Source organism: Streptomyces sp. NPDC027185 (assembly GCF_055567035.1).
Genome location: NZ_JBVHRF010000008.1, coordinates 383767 through 404593, shown reverse-complemented (window position 1 = coordinate 404593; position 20827 = coordinate 383767). Strand labels below are relative to the sequence as shown.

Genomic DNA, 20827 nt, shown 5'->3' with positions numbered 1-20827 from the left:
GCTCCGCCGATGCCGCGGGTTCCTCGACCGGAGTCCGCCGCATCGGTGCCGGCAGCGCGTTGCCTATGATCTCGGTCATGTGCTGCTTCTCCTGAGTGGGACGTGACGGTCCACAGACATCCGCCCGGCAGGCGCCGGGCTCCGTCGGCGTGCCCGTACGCCCACACTTCAGGAGACCTACCGCACATGTCCGTTCACTCCGCCTGTTCCGCCCTGGACGACCGCATCGCACGCCTGCGGCGGCTCGCCCACGCCGACCCCCGACTGGAGGGCGTACTGCTCTACGGATCGTGGACGGTGGGCGAGGCCGACGCCCATTCGGATATCGAGGCGTACCTCTACATCCAGGACGACCGTCTCGCCGAATTCGACGGTCCCGCCTTCCTCGCGCAGCTCGCTCCCCTCCAACTCGCCTACACCAACATGTACGGCGTCCTCGCCGTCGTCTTCGACGACCTCATGCGCGGCGAGTTCCATCTCACCGCGGCCGGGCCCGGCATCGACGAAGTCCCGGCTTGGCGGGGGATGGTGCACCTGCCCCGCCCCGAGCGGGCCGTGCTGCTGGACCGCACCGGCCGGCTCACCCGGGCCGCCGGGCAACTGGCCACCTTCCAGCCGCCCGAGGCGCCGACCACCGCCCAGCAGCTCACCGACGAGCTGACGAACTGGACGCTCATGCTCGCCCACGTCCTGGCCCGCGGCGAGATCGCCCGCACCCACGCCCTGTTGCACACCGTCATCGCCCCCCAGCAACTCCAGCTCTGCCGCCTGCTGCGGGACAGCACGTCCCACTGGCTCACCCCCAGCCGCGCTCTCGAACAGGACCTGCCCGCCGCCGACCGGCACCGCTACGTCGCGACCACGGCCGCCGCCCGGGACCAGGACGTACGCACGGCCGCACGCAACAGCTGGCGCTGGAGCCGTGACCTGGCCACCGAGGCAGCCGCTCGGTGGTCGATCCGTCTGCCGCACACGCTCCACGAACAGATCGCCGGCCTTCTCAACAACCCACGCTGACGTGACGTGCTGAGGCCGCCGCGCCCATCCGGTGATCCGGCGGCCTCAGCACGAGGCCCCGGCCCTGCGTATCGCCGAAGGGGAAGTACTTCTCACCCCCGAGCGGCGTGACCGGCCTGCGTGCAAGGCGCCGTCGCGGAAGGGCCCTTCCCCTTCACGAGGGCGATCCGTGCGGTCACTTCGTTCTCGGCTTTGACCCCGACGACGAGATCACCAGCTGCGGCTTCATCGACTGGTTTACGCTGCAGCATCATGGCCGAGCCGACGGGAAGTACGCCCCGCCGATCGCGGTGGCGGATATCGAAACGCTCATCAAGGGTCCCTTTCGACGTCCTTGAGTCGGGGCGGCGCCATGGGCGACGCTCGCCGGGGCAGATCCTGCTCATCACACTGATCGTCGTCCCGGCGCTGCTCCTGGTCTGGCGGGTCGTCGTCCTCGGCGTCCTGGACGCGCATTTCGGCAGCGGGTACGACGACCGACGGTTCGACGCGCTGGAGTCGCGGTTCGACCACCGGCAGGCGGCCTTCACCGAGGCCGACGCCCGGATGCGGGAGATGCTGGCCGCCCACCCGCGGGCCGAACGGATCGGCTGGAGCCAGGCGTTGATCTGCGTACGCGACGCCGGGCGAGCCGACTCCTGCAAGCCGACGACTCCGCAGGACCGAGCGGTGTACGGGGCTCTCCGTGATGTCGACGTGATCACGCGTCAGTCGAGGGACGAGGGACGCACCTTCTTCCGCTTCTACGGCGACGACCCGCCGCGCTACACGATCGTGCACGCGCCCGACGGCGCGGACATGGCGGCGTACGCGGAGGACCGGGGCTTCCGGAGCACCCGCCCACTGAAGCCGGGGTGGAGGATCCTCGGGCCGATCCCCGACGTGGAACGCGAGGATGATCAGTGGGAGTAGGCGGGCGGAGCCGTACGGCACTCTCCTCATCGGGCGGTGAGATAAGCCGGCTCGGGAACGCCGAGGGCCTGGGATTCCGACGGTATCGGTGTGCCGCGGACGGAGGTCACGGGCAGGACGCCGGCCCAGTGGGGGAGTGCCAGGTCCTCGGGCTCGTCGTTCGGGCCGCCGGTGCGGATCTTCGCCGAGACCTCCCGCAGATCGAGGCGGATGACAGCGGTGGCGGCCAGCTCCTTGGCGTTGGCCGGCCGGGAGTCGGCGGACCTGCCGGGGAGCACGTGGTCGACGAGGGCGTCCAGAGCCGCGGTCTTCTCCTGGAGGTCGGTGACCGGATGGGCGGTGCCGTGCACGACCACGCTGCGGTAGTTGATGGAGTGGTGGAACGCGGACTTCGCCAGCACCAGCCCGTCCACATGCGTCACCGTGACGCAGACCGCGAGGCCGGGGTCCGGCTCCCCGGCCGCCCGCAGCGGTCGCGAACCGGTCGAACCGTGCAGGTAGAGGCGGTCACCGACCCTGCCGTAGAGCGTGGGCAGGACGACCGGCGCGCCGTCCCGTACGAATCCCAGGTGGCAGACGTATCCCTCGTCGAGGATCGCGTGGACCGTTTCCCGGTCGTAGGCGGCACGGTTCGCGGAGCGGGTGGGAACGGTCCGCTCGGTCGGTGCGTACTCCTGAGAGGCGCTGTCGGCAAGGGGGGCGTCCGTACCGGGCGAAGGGATCGGGGGCCGGTGGCGGGACGAGGTCTGGGACATTGCCGACTCCTTTGAACTAGTGCATAATCAACTTTGTGCTAGAAGAGTATCTGATCGAGGGGCGGCGCGCATCGGAAATTGCCGCCAGTGTTGAGCGGGCCGTCGGCGCAGGCGCGCTCCAGCCGGGCGAAGTGCTGCCCCCGCTCCGGGAGTTGGCCGTCTACTTGAAGGTGAATCCGAATACGGTCGCCGCCGCGTACCGCACGCTGCGGGATCGCGGGGTGATCGAGACGGCCGGGCGGCGCGGCAGCCGTGTGCGCCCACGACCGGCGAGCACGGCGCGTGACGCGATCCGGGTCGAGGTGCCCCCGGACGTCCGGAACGCCTCCGCCGGAAACCCCGACACGGCGCTCCTTCCGTCATGGTGGGAAGCGGTGACGGCCGCCGCGGCGCGCAGAGCCGGGCAGCCGGTGCTCTACGGCGCGCCGCCGGTCGACAGCGAACTCGAGACGATGGCGCGCGCCGCGCTGGCCGAGGACGGTGTTCCGGCCGGGCCGATAGCGGTGACCAGCGGTTCGCTCGACGCCATCGAGCGGACGCTCGCCGTGCATCTGCGTCCGGGGGACACGGTGGCGGTCGAGGATCCCGGTTGGGGCAGCCTGCTGGACCTGATCCCCGCACTCGGTCTCCGCGTCGCCCCGGTGGCCGTCGACGACGAGGGGCCGCTGGTGGCGGAGTTGGCACGGGCTCTCGACCAGGGGGTACGCGCCGTCGTCGTCACCGACCGGGCGCAGAATCCCACAGGAGCTGCCGTGAGCGGAGCGCGCGCCACCGAATTGCGGAGCCTGCTGGCGACGCACCCCGGAGTCCTGTTGATCGAGGACGACCACGGCCACGGCATCGTCGATCTCCCTCTCCATCCGCTCGCAGGCGGCACCGACCACTGGATGCTGGTGCGCTCGACGGCGAAGGCGTACGGCCCGGACCTGCGGCTGGCGGTGATGACCGGCGATGCGGAGACCGTGGACCGGGTCCGTGGCAGGCAGCGTCTGGGGCCGGGGTGGGTGAGCCATCTCCTCCAGGACACCGTCGTCCACCTGTGGCGCAGTTCGGCCGTCGACCCGGTGGTGGTGGCTGCCGCGTACGCCGAGCGGCGGGATGCCCTGATACGCGCACTGGCCGCGCGCGGGGTGCCCGCTCGGGGCCGGAGCGGCATGAATGTCTGGGTGCCGGTCCCCGATGAGACGGGGGCGGTCTCCCGTCTGCTGCACGCCGGATGGGCGGTGGCGCCCGGTGCCCGTTTCCGTGTGCAGTCATCGCCCGCGATCCGCATCACGGTCTCTGACCTCACCCCCGCCGATATCGAGCCGCTGGCGGAGGCGGTCACGGCGGCCATCGGCTCCGGGGAGGCGCGGCGCTACGAATGATCGTGGGGGCCGCCGGAAGGCGGCCCCCACGGGAGTGGGCGGACGACCGGGCGGGCGTCAGCCGGCCGTCGAAGCGCAGGTCACCGTCGGCCTGGCGCCTCGTCGGCCAGAGCGATGTCGGGAGTGGACGTGACCGCGCCGGTATGCGGTGCGGCGGCGGGGGAGCCGTCGAGGTGCGGGGCGGACCCGGGCTGTTCCGTGGGCCGCGGGAGTGCTCCGGAACGGCCCGGACCCGAGGCCACGACGGATGAGCGGGCCGCGCGGCGCGGGCGGCTCTGGGTGAGGGCGGCGCCGGCGAGCACGATGAGCGCGCCGACCGGGGTGTTCCAGCTGAGCTGCTCGCCCAGCAGTGCCACCCCCGCGGCCGTGGCGATCACGGGGATGAAGTACGTGACCATCTGCGCGGTGGTGGGACCGATCTCCGCGACCAGCCCGTACTGCAGCAGGAACGCGATACCGGTGCCGAGCGCGCCGAGGGCGACGACGGAGAGGACGGGCCAGAGCGGGAAGGCGGTCGGCGCACTGGTGAACAGGGGGGTGATGACCGCGAGTTGCGCGGTCGCCAGCAGCAGTTGCGCACTGGAGGCGGAGAGAGGGGAGTCCTGGGAGCCGCCCAGTGTGCGGCGTACGTAGATCCAGCCGATCGGGTAGCAGAGAGAGGCGCCGAGCGCCATGACGGTGCCGGTCAGGTCCGTTCCCGCGAACCCTTGCCAGGCACCCAGCACGGTCAGAACGCCCAGGAAACCCACGCCCAGCCCGGCCACCCGGCGGCGGGTGGGGCGGTCCTCGGACAGGGCGACCACCGACAGCGCCATGCCCCACAGCGGCGAGGTGGCGTTGCAGATGCCGGCCAGTGTGGACGGAATGGTCAACTCCGCGAAGGCGAAGAGCGAGAAGGGGAGCGCGTTCAGGAAGAGCGCCGCCACCGCCAGATGACCCCAGGTGCGCGCCGAACGCGGGAGCCGCTGACGCTTCACGGCGAGTACGGCCAGCAGCACCACGGCACCGCACGCGACCCTGCCGAGCGTCACCTGCAAGGGGGCGAACCCTTCTGTGCCGACCTTGATGAAAAGAAAGCTGAAGCCCCAGATCAGGGCCAGTACGGCGAAACGCAGCCGCCAGCCGGCGGCCGGATGCGGGCCGGGAGTGGAAGCGGCCGTGGGGCGAGGGGCGGCGACGCGCGCCGCGCGGGAGGCGGTGGTGCTCATGGCCACCACGATGAGGCGCCCAACGTCGTAGCACAAGCGAGAATGTATGGGAGGTATCGCTTAGCATTGCTTACATGTTGAACCTTGATCGCCTTCGGACGCTGAACGCGGTGGCACGGCACGGTTCGGTGAGTGCGGCGGCCGACGGACTGCATGTGACGACATCGGCCGTCTCTCAGCAGATCGCCAAACTGGAGCGGGAGACCGGCCAGCAACTGCTGGCGAAGAACGGCCGCGGAGTCCGCCTCACCGACGCGGGGCGTCTCCTCGCCGACCACGCCGCCCGGATCCTCTCCCAGGTCGAGCTGGCGGAGGCCGAACTGGAGGCGCGTCGCGGACAGGCGGTCGGGGAGCTCCGGCTCGGCGCCTTTCCCACCGCGGCCCGGGGACTCTTCCCCTCCGCGCTCGTGGCGCTCGGTCGGGCGCATCCGCAGCTCCGCTCCCGCCTGACGGAGCTGGAGCCGGACGAATCGGTACGCGGTGTGGTGCGGGGCGACATCGATCTGGCGGTCGTACTCGACTGGTACAACCGCCCGCTCTCCCTCCCCGACGGTCTGGCGAAGGCTCCCCTGCTGGACGATCCGGCGGATGTGGCCATGCCCTCGGATCATGCGCTGGCCCGTCGCCGCACCGTTGAACTGGAGGATTTCTCCGACGACGCCTGGATCTCCTGGCCGCAGGGGGAGTTCTGCCACGACTGGTTGATGTTCACCCTGCGCAGCAAGGGCATCGAACCCCGCATCGCGCACATGGCGGAGGAGCACCACACCCAGCTCGCCCTCATCGCCGCCGGTCTGGGGGTCGCGGTCGCCCCGCGTCTGGGGCGCGGCCCGGTGCCGGACGGGGTGAGCGTGGTGCCGGTGGGGCACCCCATGCGACGTCATGTCTACGCGATCTGGCGTGCGGACGCGGACCGGCGGCCCTCCATCCGTGCCGCCGTCGACGCCCTGCGGACGGCCGGCAAGGAAGTGGCAGGCGCGGCGAGCAGCGTCTCGGCGCCTCGCCGGAGCGGCGCGGCCGGGTGAACGGCCGGGGCATCGCATGTCCCCCGCTCCGCGTCGCGGCGCAGGGAGCGGGGGAGGGCCGGATTCTCAGGCCCCCAGCCGGCGCTTGAGGATCTTTCCCATGTCGTTGCGTGGCAGTGCGTCCAGGAAGTGCACGGTGCGCGGGCGTTTGTGCGGTGCCAGCAGGCGGGCGACGTGGTCGGACAACTCATCGGCGGAAGGGTGCGGGGGCTCGGGTGCCATGACCACCCAGGCGACGATGCGTTCGCCGAGGTCGTCGTCCGGCTCGCCGGTCACGGCCGCCTCGGACACCGCCGGGTGTGCCAGCAGAGCGTTCTCGATCTCACCGGCACCGATCTTGTATCCGCCGCTCTTGATCAGGTCGGTCGCCTTCCGGCCCACGATGCGGTAGTTGCCGTGGGCATCCCGTACGGCCATGTCGCCCGTACGGAACCACCCGCCGTCGAATGCCTCCGCGGTCGCGTCCGGTCGGTTGAGGTACTCGACGAAGAGGTTCGGACCGCGTACCTGAATCTCGCCCACCGTCTCGCCGTCGTCGCTGTCGAGGACCCGGCCCGCGTCGTCCACCAGACGGAGATACACACCGGGCAGCGGCACGCCGACCGAACCGGTGGCGGGCGGACCGTCCGCCCGCACGCTGGTGTTCATCAGCGTTTCCGACATGCCGTACCGCTCGATCACCCGGCGGCCGCACGCCGCGGTGATGCGCTCATGGTCGGTGAGCGGCAGCGCCGCCGATCCGGAGACCAGCAGCCGGGCGCCGCTCAGGGCGGCGGCGAGCGCCGGATCGTCCGCCACGGCCATGGCGAGACGGTGGTACATCGTCGGGACGCCGAAGAGCATCGTCCCGCCCTCGGACAGGCCGCGGATCACACCCTCCGTGGTGAACCGGCCCAGATGGTGGACGCTGCCGCCGCGCCGCAGCGGCCCCAGGACGCCGAGGATGAGGCCGTGGACGTGGAAGAGAGGCAGGGCGTGGACGAGGACGTCGTCAGCCGTCCACTGCCAGGCGTCCTCCAGGGCGTCGAGAGTGTGGGCGAGGGCCCGGCGGGGGAGGACGACGCCCTTGGGCGGCCCCGTGGTGCCGGAGGTGTAGACGATCAGGGCAGGCGCCTCCTCCCCCGGCTCGTGGGGTAGTGACGGAACGTCCTGAGCCGCTGACACCTCCGGTTCCGGAGCGCCGTCCGAGGCATCCGCCGGTCCGCCTGCCGTGGAGCCCTGGCCGGCCCCCTCGGAGGCAGTGGTCTGCTCGGCGGGGCCGGTCCTGACGTCCAGACGGGGGAGGGCGGCGAGTGCGTCGGGCAGTACGGCACCCGGTTCGCTGAGGACGAGGTCGGGAGAGCTGTCGGCCACGATGTGCGCCAACTCGCTCGCCCCGATCTTGGGGTTCACCGGGATCGCGGGCACGCCGGCCAGCATCGCCGCGACCACGGCCACCGAGGTCTCCAGGGTCGGGGTGGCCCATACCGCGACGCGGGTCCGGCCGCCGAGGCGTTCGGCGAGCGGCACCGTGGCGGTGGCGAGTTGCCGATAACTCAGCGAGCGGTCGCCGAAGCGCAGTGCGGGTGCGGGTGCGGACGAACCCTCACGCAGCGCGGGGAAGAACACATTCACGGCAACTCCTCCATCCTCGTCGGCATCCGGCCGCACGGGCCGCAGCCGCCCGCCGGTACGGTCGCGGACCGGTCCTGTCGAACTGGCCTCCACTCTCGCAGAGGCCACTGACATCGCCCGCGTGAACCGGCATCCGAGCCCGCCCGGCCGGGGCTGCCCCCATGCCTTCTCAGGGACGAGTCGGGGTGAACCCTGAGCCGGATAGGGGATTTCCCTGATCCCGGACGGCAGCGCGCGAACCTAGCGTCAAGGCATGACAGCAGACGAGAAGCGATCGACGACATGCTTGTCCGTGCGGGGGGAAGGAGCCGGAGGGGGCGGGGTGCGGCGTATGCCGGGCACGACCGTTCCTCCGATCTCCCGCGGAGTGGGTGCCTCGTGCGGTGGGCCGGTCCGCCTTCGTGGTTCCCGCCGTCCACCTCCCCGGCCACTTCTCGCCGCCCTGGGGCCTGGACGTGGGTGTGGCGCCGCGCCCGTCCGGTCCGTCGCTGCTCAGGTGGCCGGAGCGGGACCGGTGAGGTCAGCTCTGCGGCATCTTCCGGAAGTCCCAGGAGACGACGGAGTCCGGGACGAGACGCAGCCACGCGTGCCGGCCGTCGTGCGGCATGCTCTCCAGGCCGAAGTATTTGGAGGCGAACATCCTCTCCGGCACGTCGAGTTCGGGACACGCGTCACCGGTGCGCGGTACCTCCCCGACGGCCACGGCCCGGCCGGAAAGCTCGACGCCGCGCAGCTCTCCGTACGCCTCGCCGTCGTCGACCACCACTGCGAGCCGGGGGTTGTTCCGCAGGTGCTTCCAGCGCTTGCTGCGGGTGAGCGAATACAGCCAGAGCGCCGTGCCGTCCCAGGCGAACCACAGCGCGCCGACATGCGGAGCGCCGTCCCCGCTCACGGTTGCGGCACGGCAGGTGCGCTGCGCGGTGAGGAAGGCGTCACGTTCGCCTGTCGTCATCATGATGCGGCGCCCGCGGCGCTGGGTGTCGGCCGTCTCGCTGTCTTTCGTGGTCTCCGTCATGGGTGGTCACTTCCGTCGTCGCCGTCTGTCTGAGGTGCGCCGTGCCGCCGAAGGGGGTGGTCGGGGAGTTCGTGCTCTGTGTGTGTGATCCCGGCTCGAAGACGCGGAGCTGGGCCGGGTGCGGGCAGAACGTGGCCCGAGGACGTTGAGCCTCTGATCCTTGTCAATTGAAAACTGATGAAGCGTCAGGAATGATGCGGGCGCGCGAGACCGGATGCAAGACATGCGGTGGGCCTCCGAATGCCGGAGTGGTCGCTGAGTGGGGTGGGAGGCCGCGCGGAAAAGGGATGGGCGCTGTGGCGCCGCAGCCCATCCCCGCAGGTCGGCGGAGGTGGCCGGTCGGCGGCGCCGGCCCAATGGACGCCGAGTGGGTGGAGGACGGGATGAGCGTGGACGCGAGGCTCATGGCGCAGGTGGCCCCGGCGACGACGGTGTTGCTCACGGTGGAATGCCAGCAGGGCGTGGTGGGGACGGACGGCGCACTGCCGGAACTCGCCGCTGCCGCAAGGGAATCGGGGGCGCTGGACAACGTGGCCAGGCTGGTCGGCGCGGCGCACGGGGCAGGCGTCCAGGTGGTGCACGCGCTCGCGGTGCGTCGCCCGGACGGCCGGGGTGCCAGCCGTAACGCCCGGCTGTTCCGGGTTGCCGAGCGATTGCCCGTACAGCAGGTTCTCGGCACGCCCGCGGCTCAGGTCGCCGCGCCGGTAGCGGTGTCGGAGGAAGATCTCGTGGTCCGGCGGCTGCACGGACTGTCGCCGATGGCGGGGACGGAGGTCGACGCCCTGCTGCGGAATCTCGGCTGCCGCACGGTGGTGATCGTCGGGGTGTCGGCGAACGTGGCGATCCCGAACACCGTGTTCGACGCGGTCAATGCCGGATACATGGCGGTGGTGCCCGAGGACGCGATCGCGGGTGTGCCCGCCTCGTACGTCCCCGCGGTGGTGCGCCACTCCCTGGCTCTGGTGGCCACGGTGACCCGGACCGACGAGGTGATGGCGTGCTGGGAAGGCCCGGAGTAGCCGACAGAGCGCATAGGCGTAGACCTTCCGGGCGGCTGGCATGGGCCTCTTCGGTGAACTCGTAGCGCCTGGGGCGGTGTTCGGGCGGCGATGGAGCGAGGGAGGGGGCGGAAGGCGGCGGGGGAAGGGGGAGGAGTGAGGTTGGTTCTGCGGGGGATGAGGCGTCCGGCAGGCGGAGAGGGGCGAGGGGCGGGATCAGCGAGGGGAGGGGGGAGCCGGTCGTGGGGTATGACAACCGGCCAAGATAGGGGGCTTCACCCCGCTCGGGTGCATGGGGACAGGACACTGCAGGGACTGTCCGGCAGGCGCGGACCGTGACGCGGCCTGCCCCATAGACCCGGGGAGACTGATGGCTGCACCGGCACGACGGCGTTCCTCCGTCCGTAACCGCAGGGCCGGTGGTGCCCGTAGGCCCTCCGCCGTGCGACGGGGGCCGGTTAAGCGGAGCAGGCGGGGTCCTGTGCGGCGGCGGAGGCGTGAGGTCACGCCGGGGCAGGTCGTTGTGGGAGCGGGGGTGTTCATCGGTGTGGTCGCGGTGGTCCGGGCGCATCCCGTCGTCTGCGGTCTCCTCGCCGTTCTGGTGCTCGGCGGGGTGGTGGCCGTTCGCCGGCTGCGGGGTGGCCGGCCCGGCGTACCGAGGGCGGGGGCCGGCACCCATCAGGGTGTGACGCACAGCATCGCCGAATATCAGCACATGAGCGGCAGTCAGTTCGAGCATGCCGTCGCGGATCTGGCGCGTCGTGACCCCGGCGTCCGGACGGCCACGGTGTCCGGGGGCGCCAACGACCGGGCGCTCGATGTCCTCGTGCGGCTCACCGATGGTCGCCGGGTCGCGATCCAGTGCAAGCGGTTCGCGGCGGGTAACCGGGTCGGCGCACCCGTCGTCTACGCCGTCAACGGGACCTACCGGGCCTACCACCGCTGCGATACCGCGATCATCGTCACGACCAGCGACTTCACCCAGGACGCGCGCCGGGCCAACGCGGAACTCGACCAGCCGCTGTGCCTCGTCGACGGCCGGGCGCTGGGCAGATGGGCGGCGGGTGGGCGCCCACCCTGGTACCCGTAGGTGAGGAATGCCTCTGCCGCTGTTTCCGGGTGGGCGGTGACACCCCGGGCGGAGGGTGAAGTGCCGGAGGGTGTCACCGCTCCCCGGGTTCGGGGGTCGGGTCCGGGTGTGGTGCGACCGTCTTGTGCGGCTGTGAGGTGCCGGGGGAGGGGCTCACGCGTAGCCCCGGAGAGTTCTTCTGAGATGCGGGACGGCCCCTTGCCCCTCAGCCTTTGGGCTGCCCTGTTCCGGCCAAGCCCTCCGCCCCCGGGCCTGCTACCGGCCCTGAGGCGAAGGCCCTGCCCCTGCCCCTGCCCTGCCCCGGCCCCTGCCCCCTTCCCTGGTTCTGCCCCGGCCCGGAACCGGGGCTCCGCCGGCTCGTTCGTATCGGGCCAGGCCGGCTTCCGCCCCGGTCGGCCGTCTTCAGCGTCTGGTTCGGCCCCGGAGCGCCTGACTCCGTCCGGTGGCTGCTGTCGGCTTCACCGTTGCCGTTTCCGTCATGTGAGGGTGTCGGCCACCACCGAAGCGGCTTCGGCGATGAGTTCGTCCTCGGGGGTGGCGTCGGCCTCGGGCTTGCTCGACAGGATGGCGACGACGATGGGGGAGGAGTGTTCGGGCCAGAGGACGGCGATGTCGTTGCGGGTCCCGTAGTTGCTGCCCATGCCGGTCTTGTCGCCGACCGTCCAGCTCTTCGGTACGCCGGCCCGGATGAGGGTGTCGCCCGTGGTGTTGGTCCGCAGCCAGGTGGTGAGCTGTCCGCGCTCCTCGGGGCGGAGCGCACGGCCGAGGGCGTAGGCGCGCAGATCCTTGGCGAGGGCCCGGGGCGTGGTGGTGTCGCGGGTGGACTTCGGGTCCCAGGTGCTGAGCAGGGGTTCGGGGCGTTCCATCCGCGTCACATGGTCGCCGAGCTTCTTCAGCGACGCGTTGAGGCCCTTGGGGCCGCCGAGCTTGTCGAAGAGCAGGTTCGCGGCGGTGTTGTCGCTGTAGCGGACGGCGGCGTCGCACAGTGCCCGTAGCGTCATACCGGTCCCGACGTGCTGCTGGGTGACGGGGGAGTTGGGGACCAGATCGTCCTTGGAGTAGGTGACCACTTCGTCCAGCCCGTTCAGGGTGCGCTGCTTCAGGATCTCTCCTGCGGCCAGTGCCTTGAACGTCGAGTTGAAGGGGAAGCGTTCGCCGTCGCGGTAGGCGACCTCGCGGCCGGTGCCGGTGTCGATGGCGTAGACGCCCAGCCGTGCGGAGAACTTCTGCTCCAGCTGCCGCAGGTCGTCGGCGAACGGGCGGGCTGCGGACGGAGTGGCCCGCGGGGACGGCGCCGACGCCTCCGTTTCCGCGTTGGCGGTGCCGCAGGCGACGAGCGGGACGAGGAGAAGCGTGGCGAGCGCGCCGCGAACGGCACCCCGGGCACGGAACGGCTGCATGGTCGGACCTCCTGGCGCCTTGCGGGCAGGGCGCATCGGGGACGGGCGGGCCCGTCCCGGTGGGCGATCGGGATGACGCGACCACTCTTGCCGCCGCCCGTCATGCGGTCCAATACGCCGACGCGCGGTTCCATGCGGATCTGGCATAGAGTCCCGGGGTGGATCTGGTGGGGGCGTGCAGTGCGTTTGTCAGTGTCAGTGAGCGCGGAAGTTTCACCGTGGGGGCGGCCGCCGCGCGGATGTCCCAGTCGGTGGCGAGCCGCCGGGTGGCCGCGTTGGAGGAGCGGCTCGGGGGGAAGCTGTTCGAGCGCACCGCGCGGCGGGCCGTACTGACCGCGTTCGGGCGCGAGATGCTTCCCGTCGCCCGGCAGCTCGTCCACGCCGCCGAGGTGTTGCTGCACGAGGCGGAGTCCGCCCGCCGTCGGCCGTGGCGGCTCGCCGTGCCCGCCGTCTGCCCGACCGCCGACCTGGCGCGCCTGGTCGCCGAGGCGCGTGGGTACGGTGTCACCCTCGACCTGCGCCCCGAGGGTCCGGCGCGGCGCCAGGAACTCCTCCACGCGCACCAGGTACGTGCCGGAGTGCTCGCCGTGCCGCTGGACGGCGCGAAATGGACGGTGCCGCTCGGTCTCGCCGCCGCCGGTGATGGCGGCCCGCGACGCGTCCATCTCGAAACGCTGCGGGTGGGCCGTGCCGCCACCGGCCCGGCCCGGCGTGTCTGGATCCAGCCGGAGGACGATGTCCCGCACATCCGTGATCCGCTCACCCGGTTGCGGGACGCGGTGGGGCTGCGGCCGACGCAGCTCGTCACCGCGACCGACCTGACGGCCGCGGCCGCGGAGGTCCTGACCAGCCATGACCTGCTGCTCTGTTCCCCGGCGCAGGCCACCGAACTGGCGCTGCACTGGCGGCCGCTCGGCGGGATCGCCCTCGCCCGCGGCTATGCGCTCGCCGCCGCGGAGGGCACCGGCCGGCACATGGAGGAACGCTTGGGAGAAGCGCTCGCCCGCTGCCTCGGCGCCGACCATGTCGGCCGGACCGGTCACGCGGGACGTACTGATCGCCCAGGTGGCGCCGATCGCGAAGATCACGCAGGCGTCACCCATACCGCCGGCGCCGGGACGGACCAGTCCGACGAGACCGACCGGACGGATGGGGCGGGCCGGAAAGGCCGGACAGCCGGGGCGTCCGGGACGCACAGGGCACCCGGGCCGGACGGTACGGACCTGTGAGGCCGGGCTGCGAACTCCTCCGTACCGCCGTACGCAACCGGAATCCCTCGCCGCGCCCCGGCCTGACCGCCACCGCACCGTCCACACCACTCGGAAGCAAGCCGCCCCCGGACCGCCCGCCACAGCACCGTTCACCGCGCCGACGGAACATGACCACCCGCCACTGTCCGCCATCACCCGCCACCACCCGCCCGCCGCGACACCACCCGCGGTCTTCGCCCTCCGCCCCCATCCCTCGTACCGGACCGTCCGGCCTCTCCTCCGGCCGGAGCCGCCGGTCCACGCCCGCGCCGGCCCAGTCCTGCGTCCGCGACCGCGTCCCGCACCCCCGACCGCCCCGGAGCCGTCCATGAATACCGAAGCGTTGCTGCGTGAACTCCGCCGTGAGCTGCGGGACGGCGGGTTGCACGGTTGTCTTCTCGTCCGGGGGAGGAGCTGGGGATCGAGCCGGATGCTCAGTTGCCCGTCGCCTCGCTGGTCAAGGTGCCGTTGGCGCTGGCGACGGTCGAGCGCATCCGGCGGGGCGAACTCGACGGCGCGACGATGCTGGACGTGGCGCCGGGCCGGATCACCACGGCCGGGCCGACCGGTCTGAGCCGGTTCCGGCACCCCGTACGGATCGCCCTCGACGATCTGCTCTACCTGAGTACGTGTGTGAGCGACGGGACGGCCGCCGACGCGTTGTTCGGCCTGACGCCGCCCGCGGAGGTCGCCGCGATCCTCCAGGAGTTCGGTCTCGTCGGGATCACCGTCCGGCACGGGATGCGGGAGCTGTCCGAGACGCCCGAGGAGCGGTTCGACGCCGGGCAGGCCCATCTGGCACACGCCCTCGCCATCGACGCGGGCACCAGCGGTCGCGGCCACCGCGTACCGCAGCTCGACACGACCCGCGCCAACACCGGCAGCGCCCGCGCCTACGTCGATCTGCTCCAGGCGCTCTGGACGCCCTCGGCGATTCCGGCGGAGGTCGCCGGGCGGGTCCGGGAGCTGATGAGCCATCATCTGCTCCGCCATCGCCTCGCCCCGGACTTCAGCTCCGACGCGACCACCTGGTCGTCCAAGACCGGTACCTTGCTCAACCTGCGGCACGAGGCGGGTGTGGTGGAGCACGCCGACGGCCAGATGTTCGCGGTCGCGGTGCTCACCGAGTCGCTGGTCCCGGCGAGTGCTCAGCCCGGGGCCGAGGCCCTCATGGGGCAGGTGGCGCGCCGGCTCCGCGACCACCTGCGGCAGTTCTGAGACGGGAGACCCTCCGAGGGGCCCCGCCGGGCGGCCCGACTGCCCGGCAGGGCCCGTATCGACGTATCGGCGCAGGTCGGCCGGTGGGGTCAGCCGGCGGTGACGGGGCCGCCCGCCAGGTCGCCGAGGAGCTGCCAGGTGCGGCGGCGGTCGGCGTCACCGGCGCTGTCCGTACCGGCGAGGACCACCTCCGTGGCGCCCGCGTCGCGGTAGCGCCGGATCTCCTCGGCGACGGCGCGTTCGTCGCCGACCACCGCGACATCGGCGGCCCGGCGACCGCCCGAGAGGCCGATGACGCGGGCGTACGAGGGGATCTGCTCGTAGAACGCGAGGTTTTCCGTGAGCTTCGCGCGGACGGTGTCGACGTCGTCGGTCACCACGCCGTGCACCAGGGCCACGATCCGTGGCGCGGGGCGGCCGGCCGCCTCCGCCGCGGCGGTCACCGCCGGAACGATGTGCTCCGCCAGGGCCCGGGGGCCGGCCAGGTAGGGCAGGATACCGTCCGCCAGTTCGCCGCTGACCCGTAGGGCGCGCGGTCCCATCGCCGCGACCAGCAGCGGGACGCCTGCCTCGGCGCCCGGCACCCGCGCCGGTACGGGGGTGCTCGCGGTCAGCAGTTCGCCGTGGAAGTCGGCTTTCCCGGTGGCGGTCAGCGCGCGGAGGGCGATCAGGAACTCCCGCAGCCGGGCGACGGGCCGTTCGAAGGGGATGCCGAAACCGCCCTCGGTCAGCAGTTTGGTGCCGAGGGCGAGACCGAGGTGGTACCGGCCGTGGGTCGCCGCCTGCGCGGTCTGTGCCTGGCTGGAGACGGTCAGGGGGTGGCGCCCGAAGACGGGGACCGCGGACGTCCCCACCTGGAGTCCGGGCACCTCGCGGCCGACGATCGCCGCGAGTTGCGGGGAGTCGGCTCCGAAGGTCTGGCCGAACCACGCGGACCGCAGGCCGGCGGCGGCGGCCTCGGCGGCGAGCCGTACGGTCGCGTCGATCTGGTGGGTGTGGCCGCTTGCGTCGAGTGCTACTCCAAGGCTCATGTTCCGCCGAACACAAGGGAGTTGTGCGTCATTCCGTGGCGTATGACGGGGGTGTGACAGTTCCGTTGCGGCCTGGGGAGAGCGGCCCGCCGGGACGGCCGCCGTGGCCCGGTCGGCCCGTGGCGTACGCCCTCACCCGTACCGGACTCGCCGAACCGCCCGGATCCTCGGGCCGCCCCGGGCGGGACGCGCAGCGCGGCCGGCCCGGGGTGCGCGGCCTCGTCCCGTCGCGTCCTCGTCGCTGCGGTGCGCTGCGTGGCTCTTCGCCGGACACCCCGGCCGCACCTGGCGGAGGGCGTTCCGCGAGCCCTCGCGTACCCCCTGTGAGCTGCGCGGATGGACGGCAGCAAAGCATCAGCGCCACGTCAGCGGAACAGCAGAGGCTGCCCTCAAGCTGGTGTCGACCAGGTGCCCGCGCCTGGCGTCAAGACCATGAAAACGGGAGTCCCCATGCGTACCATCAGCCGTCGCCCCGCAGCCCTCGCCGCTGCCGCCGTCGCCGCCCTCAGCCTCACCCTCACCGCTTGCGGTGGCGACGGCGACAGCGCGAAGGACAAGGCGGACGCGGCGTCCGCCTCCGCCCCGCAGGCCGCCACCCAGGCGGAGAAGGCGGACGGCGCGGGCACGGATGCCGGTTCGCAGGACGCCTCCGCCCCGACCGAGGCCAAGAAGCCCGCCGAGGCGAAGAAGTCCACCGCGGTGAAGAAGCCGTCCGGCGGCAAGGTGCCCGCCTGCACCTACGAGGACATGAAGGTCACCGCCGAGAAGCAGGAGGGCGTGCCCACCACGCACATCACGCTGACCGCGACCAACACCTCCAGCCATGCCTGCACGCTGCTCAAGTACCCGCTGCTCGCCTTCGGTGACATCCACACCGCCAAGGACGTCCCGGCCGTGGCCAAGAGCAAGCCGCCCGTCGCCGTCGTCCTGAACGCCGGGGAGCCCGCCTACGCCGCCGTGCGGCTCAACACCGGCGGTGTCGACGAGGAGAACCACGCGGTCACCTCCTTCGGCGTGAACTTCTTCGCCCCCGAGGGCCCCGCCGAGGGCACCAAGGTCGTCAAGGCTCCCAAGGGCGGTATCGCCGTCGACGACGCGGTCGCGAAGACCGGCTACTGGACGAAGGAGCTGCGCAACGGCGCTGACGACTTCTGAGCCCGCACCGCACGGCGCTCCACCTCCGCAGGCCCCGGCTCCGGCCGGGGCCTGCGGCGCGGCGGCGCCCGGCGCGCCCCCGCCCGCCCTCGTTCCCCGCCCGTGCCCCCGCACGCTCCGCCGGGCCCGCGGGCCGGAACATGTCTCCCCGCGGCCCCCTCGCCCCGTGCTCACACGGGCCCGAAGGGGAAACCACCACGGACGGGACGGGGAACACCGTGAAGACGCGCCTCCTGGCGCCGGCCTGGGCCACGCTCATCACCCTGCTGCCGCTCGCCGCGCCCACCACCGCCCACGCGGCCACGAGGTGCCCGAAGAACGACATCCGCGGTTGGTCCCGGCCGGACCTCAAGGGCAAGCGGGTCACGCAGAACACCGCCGGGGACCACGGCTGTTGCCCGCTGACCGCCCGGTCGGTGTCCCACCGGAGCAGGCTCCGGGCGACCTTCTGCAGCGGTGTGCTGCTACGGCGCGACCTTCGACCTCAAGCCGGGCCCTTCTCGGCCAGGCCCCCTGGAAAGTGATCAGCGCCAGTTACTGGCGCCGTGCGCCACCACTCCGTCCGGCCGGTCCTCCGGAGCGGCCGGGGTGTCCGCCGGGCGGGCGCCCACCCGGCCCCGGCCCGGGAAACATCCCCGACCTCACGGTATGCCGCTTTCACGGCTTTTCCGCGGGCGCAGTAGGTTACCCACCGTCATCGGTCGCGTACCACCCGCTCATCCGCCCCGCGCAGGAAGGCCGACGCCCATGGAGACGGAGCACCACCCCCTCGCGTACCCCTTCGAGCCGGGGGCCGGGCTCGCGCTCCACCCCCACTACGCGGAACTGCGCGAACGGCCCCTCGCGCGGGTGCGGATGCCTTACGGGGACGACGCCTGGCTGGCCACCCGGTACGCCGATGTGAAGACGGTGCTGTCGGATCCGCGGTTCAGCCTCGCCGCGACCGGGGGCCGTGACCACCCGCGGGTGGACGCGGCGGCCGGGCCGCACGGCGGGCTGATGTCCCTGGACCCGCCCGAGCACACGAGGCTGCGCTCCGTGCTGGCCAAGGAGTTCGCCGCGCGCCGCATCGAGGGGCTGCGGCCGCGGGCGCGGCGGCTCGCCGGGGAGATGCTGGACCGGATCGTCGCGTCCGGACCGGCCGCCGATCTCGTCGCGGACTTCGCCGTTCCCTTTCCCTCGGAGCTCACCTGCGAACTGCTCGGACTGCCCCGTGAGTACGCCCGTTTCTGGGAATGGGCGGAGAACCTGCAGGCCGGCATCGAGGACGCGGACGGCGCCGACGAGGCGATCGCCGACTTCACCTCCCGCCTCGCCGACGTGGTCGCGCGCCGCCGGGAGCGTCCGGGCGACGCGCTGCTCGACGTCCTCCTGCGCGCCTGCGACGCGGACGGCCGGATCACCGAGAGCGAGCTGTACGCCGTGGTCGGGGACCTGCTCATGGCGGGGTTCGCCCCGGTCTGCGGTCAGATCGCGGTCTCCTTGCACCATGTGCTGACCCGCCCGGGGGCTCTGGAGCGGTTGCGCGCCCACCCGGAGGACGTTCCCGCCGCGGCCGGGGAACTGCTGCGGTATGTCCAGCTCATCGAGTTCACGGTGCCGCGCTACGCCGTCGAGGACGTCACGCTGGGCGGTGTCCGGGTCCGCGCCGAGGAGCCCGTGCTCGCCGCGCCGGCGGCGGCCAACCGGGACCCGGAGGCCTTCCCCGACCCCGACACCCTCGCCCTCGACCGGACCGGCGCCGCCTCCCTCGCCTTCGGGCACGGCCCGCACCACTGCCTCGGGGCGCATCTGGCGCGGCTGGAGCTGGAGGTGGCACTGGAAGCCGTGGCGCACCGGCTGCCCGGACTGCGGCTCGCCGTCCCCGAGCGGACGCTGCGCTGGAAGAGGGGCGGCATCGCCAACGGACTCCACGCGTTGCCCGTCACCTTCGACGCCCCTACCGCGGCGGACGGGCGGTCGGACGCCGGACCGACGGCGTCCGGCGCGGCGGCGGAGGGAGCGGCCACCGCCGCGCAGGCGGGAGCGGGCGACGCCACGCCGGAGGGGACGGCCGACGGCCCCCGGTGCCCGTCGGTCGCCTGACAGCCGGGCCCGCGCCCGTACGGCTCAGTCCGCGGGCGCCACCCGGCGGCCCGAGTCCGCGTCGAGGACGGCGATCGCCTCCACGGGGCACATCGCGGCGGCCTCGGCCAGGGCCCCGGGGGAGTGCCCGGCGGTGCGCCGGGGCCGGGCGCGGCCACCGCCGTCGACCTCGAACTCCTCGGGCGCGACCCCGGCGCACATCCCCGCACCCACACACCGCAGGCGGTCCACCCGGACCCGGAACCCGCCGCCGCTCACCACACCACCGGCAGACGCTCCGGGCTGCGGGTGGTGGAGCCCCGGCGCCAGTCGATGGCCTCCACGGGCCCGGCCAGCCGCAGGTCCGGGAAGCGGGCGGCGAGCCGGTGCAGCGCCAACTGCATGACGAGGCGGACCAGCGGAGCGCCCAGGCAGTAGTGCGGCCCGGCGCCGAAGGTCAGACCGGGCGCCTCCAGCGGGGCGAAGAGCGGGAACGGCTCGTCCGGTACGGTCCGGAAGACGGCGGGGTCGTGACCGCCGCCGATGGCCACGATCGCCCCGGCGGGCACGGTCACACCGCCGACCTCGGCGTCCTGGAGCGCGTACCGGGTGACCACCTCACCGTCGCCCAGCGGGATGTGGTGGATCAGCCGCTCGGTCGCCAGCGCCGCCGCCTCGGCCGAGGCGCCCAGCCGGGGCCAGGCGTCGCGCCGCTCGTCCAGCAGGTGGACCAGACTGTTGCCGAGGGCGCTGGCCGTACTGTCGGCGGCGGCCGTGGGAAGGCTGCCGACCAGATGGACCAGTTGCGCCTCGGGGATGTCCCCGATCCGGTCCGCGGCCCCCACCAGCGCGCTCACCACGTCGTCGCCGGGCCGGCGCCGCCGCTCGGCGATCAGCGTGGCCATCACCTCCCCGTACTCCGTCCGGGCCCGCCCCACCTCCTCGGCGGGCACCGACCCGTCGGCCAGCATGTACCGCGCGATACGGGCGAGACCGTGCCGGTCGAGGACCCCGTCCAGCCGCATGACCCGGCAGATCACCTCGGCGGGCAGGGCGTGGACGAAGAGGCCGATCAGATCCGCCGGCGGGCCGGACGCGGCCAGCGCGTCGAGCAACTCCTCGGCGAGCTCCGCGATCCAGGGCCGCCACCGTGCCACCGCGCGCGGGGCGAAGGTCTCCTGCACGACGCGGCGCAGCCGCTGATGGCCCGGCCCGTCCTGGTTGACGATCGCGTCCGGGTCGTTGACGGCGTTCATTTCGTTGCCGGGCCGCAGGGCGTCCGCCGCGGACCGCCGCGCGCCGCTGAACCGGGGATCGGTGAGCACCTGCCGCACGTCGTGGTACCGCGTCACCAGCCACCCGGAGGTGCCGTCCGGCAAGGTGGTGAAACGCGGCGGGCCCACGGGGAGGAGCGTGCGGCGGTACGGGGGCGGCAGGGGCCGGTCGAGGACCGCCGGGGGGCCGGGTTCGGACGACATCACCACTCCTGTTCCGCCGCCACGGCGGCAGGAAGCCATTCCTTGCCGGGCACTTTAGGCAACCCTTGGCAGTCCTGTACGCGGTGACCCGCCGTATTCACCCTCCTCCTTTTCGGCCGCTATTCCCTATCGGGCCGGCGAAGGAAATCATTCTCCCTGCGCCATGTCGCGTGATCGTGGTGGAGACTTCTTGGTTAGCATGCGATCCGTTCACGACATACCAGGTCGGA

General features: G+C 72.6%; 17 protein-coding genes and 2 pseudogenes. 11 read left to right on the top strand and 8 right to left on the bottom strand.

Annotated elements, in window-relative coordinates; genetic code table 11:
* Positions 1-186 precede the first annotated feature (186 nt).
* Entirely contained in the window at positions 187-1017 is an 831-nt protein-coding gene (locus ACZ4M8_RS26035; protein ID WP_467611261.1) for a nucleotidyltransferase domain-containing protein, read from the top strand.
* A 252-nt stretch (positions 1018-1269) separates the two neighbouring features.
* Complete coding sequence (locus ACZ4M8_RS26030; protein ID WP_467611259.1) at positions 1270-1929, top strand: hypothetical protein; 660 nt, start codon at positions 1270-1272, stop codon at positions 1927-1929.
* Between the two features lie 26 nt (positions 1930-1955).
* Here ACZ4M8_RS26030 and ACZ4M8_RS26025 read toward each other — a convergent pair whose 3' ends face one another.
* Positions 1956-2684 (bottom strand): pyridoxamine 5'-phosphate oxidase family protein, encoded by a 729-nt coding sequence (locus ACZ4M8_RS26025; protein WP_467611257.1) that lies wholly within the window; start codon positions 2682-2684, stop codon positions 1956-1958.
* Between the two features lie 35 nt (positions 2685-2719).
* On the opposite strand from ACZ4M8_RS26025, the gene ACZ4M8_RS26020 reads away from it, so the two are divergent.
* On the top strand, positions 2720-4051 hold the full coding sequence (locus tag ACZ4M8_RS26020; RefSeq protein ID WP_467611255.1) for an aminotransferase class I/II-fold pyridoxal phosphate-dependent enzyme: 1332 nt from the start codon (positions 2720-2722) through the stop codon (positions 4049-4051).
* A gap of 80 nt (positions 4052-4131) precedes the next feature.
* On the opposite strand, the gene ACZ4M8_RS26015 is transcribed toward ACZ4M8_RS26020, so the two are convergent.
* Positions 4132-5295, bottom strand: a complete 1164-nt coding sequence (locus ACZ4M8_RS26015; protein WP_467611254.1) for a DMT family transporter — start codon at positions 5293-5295, stop codon at positions 4132-4134.
* Positions 5296-5333: 38 nt separating this feature from the next.
* On the opposite strand from ACZ4M8_RS26015, the gene ACZ4M8_RS26010 reads away from it, so the two are divergent.
* A complete protein-coding gene (locus tag ACZ4M8_RS26010) occupies positions 5334-6284 on the top strand; it encodes a LysR family transcriptional regulator (RefSeq protein WP_467611252.1) in 951 nt (316 codons plus the stop codon).
* 66 nt (positions 6285-6350) lie between these two features.
* Here ACZ4M8_RS26010 and ACZ4M8_RS26005 read toward each other — a convergent pair whose 3' ends face one another.
* Together ACZ4M8_RS26005 and ACZ4M8_RS26000 are read right to left on the bottom strand one after the other, a co-directional pair.
* Positions 6351-7898 (bottom strand): acyl-CoA synthetase, encoded by a 1548-nt coding sequence (locus ACZ4M8_RS26005; RefSeq protein WP_467611250.1) that lies wholly within the window; start codon positions 7896-7898, stop codon positions 6351-6353.
* 520 nt (positions 7899-8418) lie between these two features.
* Positions 8419-8913, bottom strand: a complete 495-nt coding sequence (locus ACZ4M8_RS26000) for a pyridoxamine 5'-phosphate oxidase family protein (protein WP_467611248.1) — start codon at positions 8911-8913, stop codon at positions 8419-8421.
* 383 nt (positions 8914-9296) lie between these two features.
* Between ACZ4M8_RS26000 and ACZ4M8_RS25995 the strand changes: the two genes are divergently transcribed.
* The gene (locus ACZ4M8_RS25995; protein ID WP_467611246.1) at positions 9297-9932 is read left to right on the top strand and encodes an isochorismatase family protein; all 636 of its coding nucleotides are present in this window, start codon (positions 9297-9299) and stop codon (positions 9930-9932) included.
* Positions 9933-10446: 514 nt separating this feature from the next.
* Positions 10447-11001, top strand: a complete 555-nt coding sequence (locus ACZ4M8_RS25990) for a restriction endonuclease (RefSeq protein WP_467611244.1) — start codon at positions 10447-10449, stop codon at positions 10999-11001.
* Between the two features lie 476 nt (positions 11002-11477).
* Here ACZ4M8_RS25990 and bla read toward each other — a convergent pair whose 3' ends face one another.
* Positions 11478-12401 (bottom strand): class A beta-lactamase, encoded by a 924-nt coding sequence (gene bla, locus ACZ4M8_RS25985; RefSeq protein ID WP_467611242.1) that lies wholly within the window; start codon positions 12399-12401, stop codon positions 11478-11480.
* A 158-nt stretch (positions 12402-12559) separates the two neighbouring features.
* Here bla and ACZ4M8_RS25980 point away from each other — a divergent pair.
* A pseudogene (locus ACZ4M8_RS25980) lies at positions 12560-13441 on the top strand (LysR family transcriptional regulator); the annotation flags it as partial.
* A 538-nt stretch (positions 13442-13979) separates the two neighbouring features.
* A pseudogene (locus tag ACZ4M8_RS25975) lies at positions 13980-14869 on the top strand (serine hydrolase).
* Between the two features lie 89 nt (positions 14870-14958).
* Here the strand turns inward: ACZ4M8_RS25975 and ACZ4M8_RS25970 are convergent.
* Complete coding sequence (locus tag ACZ4M8_RS25970) at positions 14959-15900, bottom strand: LLM class F420-dependent oxidoreductase (RefSeq protein WP_467611240.1); 942 nt, start codon at positions 15898-15900, stop codon at positions 14959-14961.
* Between the two features lie 450 nt (positions 15901-16350).
* On the opposite strand from ACZ4M8_RS25970, the gene ACZ4M8_RS25965 reads away from it, so the two are divergent.
* The 3 genes from ACZ4M8_RS25965 to ACZ4M8_RS25955 all read left to right on the top strand — a co-directional run bounded on the left by ACZ4M8_RS25965 (position 16351) and on the right by ACZ4M8_RS25955 (position 19140).
* Positions 16351-17055 (top strand): DUF4232 domain-containing protein, encoded by a 705-nt coding sequence (locus tag ACZ4M8_RS25965; RefSeq protein WP_467611238.1) that lies wholly within the window; start codon positions 16351-16353, stop codon positions 17053-17055.
* 218 nt (positions 17056-17273) lie between these two features.
* Complete coding sequence (locus ACZ4M8_RS25960) at positions 17274-17579, top strand: hypothetical protein (RefSeq protein ID WP_467611236.1); 306 nt, start codon at positions 17274-17276, stop codon at positions 17577-17579.
* 223 nt (positions 17580-17802) lie between these two features.
* Positions 17803-19140, top strand: coding sequence for a cytochrome P450 (locus tag ACZ4M8_RS25955; protein ID WP_467611234.1), 1338 nt, complete (start codon positions 17803-17805; stop codon positions 19138-19140).
* A gap of 24 nt (positions 19141-19164) precedes the next feature.
* On the opposite strand, the gene ACZ4M8_RS25950 is transcribed toward ACZ4M8_RS25955, so the two are convergent.
* Complete coding sequence (locus ACZ4M8_RS25950) at positions 19165-19371, bottom strand: ferredoxin (protein WP_467611324.1); 207 nt, start codon at positions 19369-19371, stop codon at positions 19165-19167.
* A 23-nt stretch (positions 19372-19394) separates the two neighbouring features.
* A complete protein-coding gene (locus ACZ4M8_RS25945; protein WP_467611232.1) occupies positions 19395-20597 on the bottom strand; it encodes a cytochrome P450 in 1203 nt (400 codons plus the stop codon).
* Positions 20598-20827 lie beyond the last annotated feature (230 nt).